We start from the raw sequence: 2,224 nt of genomic DNA, 5'->3' as shown, positions 1-2,224 counted from the left end.
AGGTGCATTAAATGTTTCACCTGCATATTCCAAGGATTATGCAAGCGCAACAAACTCATATATAGGTAATAATTCTCACTATGCAGAGATAGTTATATATCTTTCAAATATAGCCTGGAGCCCACAGTCCACATCATTTCTTAAAAGTATAGAATCAAAATATTCATCAGGTTCTGACTATAAGGGTTATGCAGGTGGTTTAACAGAGTATCTTAATAATGCATATTCATTTACATCATCCTCCTTCAGCAAGATGGTGCCAATACTTGGTGTGGCTATATTCATAATATTATTAATACAGCTCGGATCTGCATTTACACCATTAAGGCTCATACTAATGGTGATGGCAGCCGTAATTATGTCACTTGCAATAACATATATCATATTCTTTTACATACTTCATTTACCATTAATTATCTTCCTGCCATTATTTGTATTTATAACCCTGCTGGCTGTGGGCCTTGATTATGATATATTTATGGTTACAAAGGTCAGGGAAAATGTTTTAAACGGCATGACCAATGATGATGGAATAAAAAACAGCATCATTGAAAGTGGTGGGGTTATTATGACCCTTGGTTCATTATTATTCGCAACATTTGGTGCATTATATTTCAGCGGAATACCCATAATGCAGGAAATAGGTGTAGGTCTATCACTCGGAGTGCTTGTTGATACCTTTGTCAGCTGGATGTTCTTTGTTCCAAGCGTTATGCTGTTCCTTGATAAGTACAACTGGTGGCCATCAAAAATGAGACAAACGGAAAAATAATATATACAATGCTATATTTAGGTACTATGAAAACATTCCTTAAAGTGATATTCAACAGCGAGGGTACAAAACCCAGTGAAATAGTGGATAGATTAAGGTCACTGGGATTTTCGTTAATAAAAGGAGAACAGGATATGGTATACAACTGGCCCGACTCTGCAACCGCCGAGGATGCCATATGGTTTGCCGATAAAATTCAGGCAACCCTGCAGGGTTTTAAGGTCTATTTTGAACTGGAAACAGTGGATTAATTTTTTATAGGTATTCTTCTTACATCTCCACAGTTCGGGCACGTTATAATCACCAGTCCATTTTTAATTCTAATTCTTTCATTCTTATATGGCAGTTTGCATTTTTTACAGTATGATTTTTTTATATATACTGGTAGTGTGATATCCATCCTTTTTGCAATTCTTTCCATGAGTATAATATATCTTTTAGAATAATATTCATTGGAAATAAGTGATAAATTATATAATTTATTTATTCTATCCATGGCAATTCTATTTAATTTTTGATCTTTCATCTTATTATAAATGTTTATAAATTTTATAAATATTACCAAAAATGATAAGGCTTGTTGTGCTTGATGTTGATGGGACCCTCACAGACAGGGAAAGAAGAATATCAACAGATGCAATAATAAATATCAGAAGGGCTGTGAATTCTGGAGTCCTTATATCATTTGTTAGTGGAAATGCATTACCGGTTATGTTTGGATTAAAAACATTCATAGGCACAAATGCACCGGTATTTGGTGAAAACGGTGGCATAGTGCTTATTAATGATACCATTAAGACATTCTTTAGTAAGGAAAAATGTGATAAATTCCTTGATGAGATATCAAAAACAACAAGTGCAAGGCCCATGTTTACAAACATCTGGAGGCAAACATCATCGGCATTTACAATGGATGAAAAAGACTATGAATTCATATCAAAGGAGGCTGAAAAGCGGGATTTATACATTGTGAATAGCAAATTTACATGGCATGTCATGAATAAGGGCCAGGATAAGGCATATGCCGTTAATTTCCTTAAGAAGTTTTATAATTATGATTACAACGAGATACTGGTTATGGGAGATTCTGACAATGATTTAAGCATGTTTGATCTCCCTGTTAAAAAAGCAGCACCGGCCAATGCATCAGAAAATATAAAGGTAAAAAGTGAATATGTATCAGAATTTGCTTACGGAACCCAGGTGGGTGATGTCTTTAAATACTTTGGCATCATTTAAGCTCCCTTATATATTTTCCAGTATGATCCTCTATTATTTCTCTTGAAGATACAATTTTTATACCCCTCATGATTACATCATCCGGGAATATTACATCAAAGCCATTAAAGGGTGATTCTGGATTTTTTGAGTGGAGCCTGTAATCGTTGAGCCTCTCCATTGAGGTAAAATCAACAGTCATAAAATCTGCATAATTGCCTATTTTTATCTCAC

The 2,224-nt window shown here is 34.5% G+C and carries 4 protein-coding genes and 1 pseudogene; 3 read left to right on the top strand and 2 right to left on the bottom strand.

What is annotated here, in order from left to right; all coding sequences use genetic code 11:
* On the top strand, positions 1-772 hold a 772-nt coding region (locus AOG54_RS02755), incomplete at its 5' end, for an MMPL family transporter (protein WP_156324172.1).
* A gap of 26 nt (positions 773-798) precedes the next feature.
* Positions 799-1,023, top strand: coding sequence for a hypothetical protein (locus AOG54_RS02750; RefSeq protein WP_048100893.1), 225 nt, complete (start codon positions 799-801; stop codon positions 1,021-1,023).
* Here the strand turns inward: AOG54_RS02750 and AOG54_RS02745 are convergent.
* The gene (locus AOG54_RS02745) at positions 1,020-1,298 is read right to left on the bottom strand and encodes a ribonuclease P protein component 4 (protein ID WP_048100894.1); all 279 of its coding nucleotides are present in this window, start codon (positions 1,296-1,298) and stop codon (positions 1,020-1,022) included. The two genes, AOG54_RS02750 and AOG54_RS02745, sit on opposite strands and share 4 nt — an antisense overlap.
* A 41-nt stretch (positions 1,299-1,339) precedes the next feature.
* On the opposite strand from AOG54_RS02745, the gene AOG54_RS02740 reads away from it, so the two are divergent.
* Positions 1,340-2,011 (top strand): phosphoglycolate phosphatase, encoded by a 672-nt coding sequence (locus AOG54_RS02740; protein ID WP_054964463.1) that lies wholly within the window; start codon positions 1,340-1,342, stop codon positions 2,009-2,011.
* Here AOG54_RS02740 and AOG54_RS09835 read toward each other — a convergent pair.
* Positions 2,004-2,224 (bottom strand): annotated as a pseudogene (locus AOG54_RS09835) (dihydroorotase); the annotation flags it as partial. The gene AOG54_RS02740 and the pseudogene AOG54_RS09835 overlap by 8 nt on opposite strands.

The sequence above is a fragment of the Acidiplasma aeolicum genome, assembly GCF_001402945.1.
Lineage (GTDB): Archaea > Thermoplasmatota > Thermoplasmata > Thermoplasmatales > Thermoplasmataceae > Acidiplasma > Acidiplasma aeolicum.
Note: the sequence above shows the minus strand (reverse complement) of the source record. Positions and strands in the feature narration are given on the sequence as shown.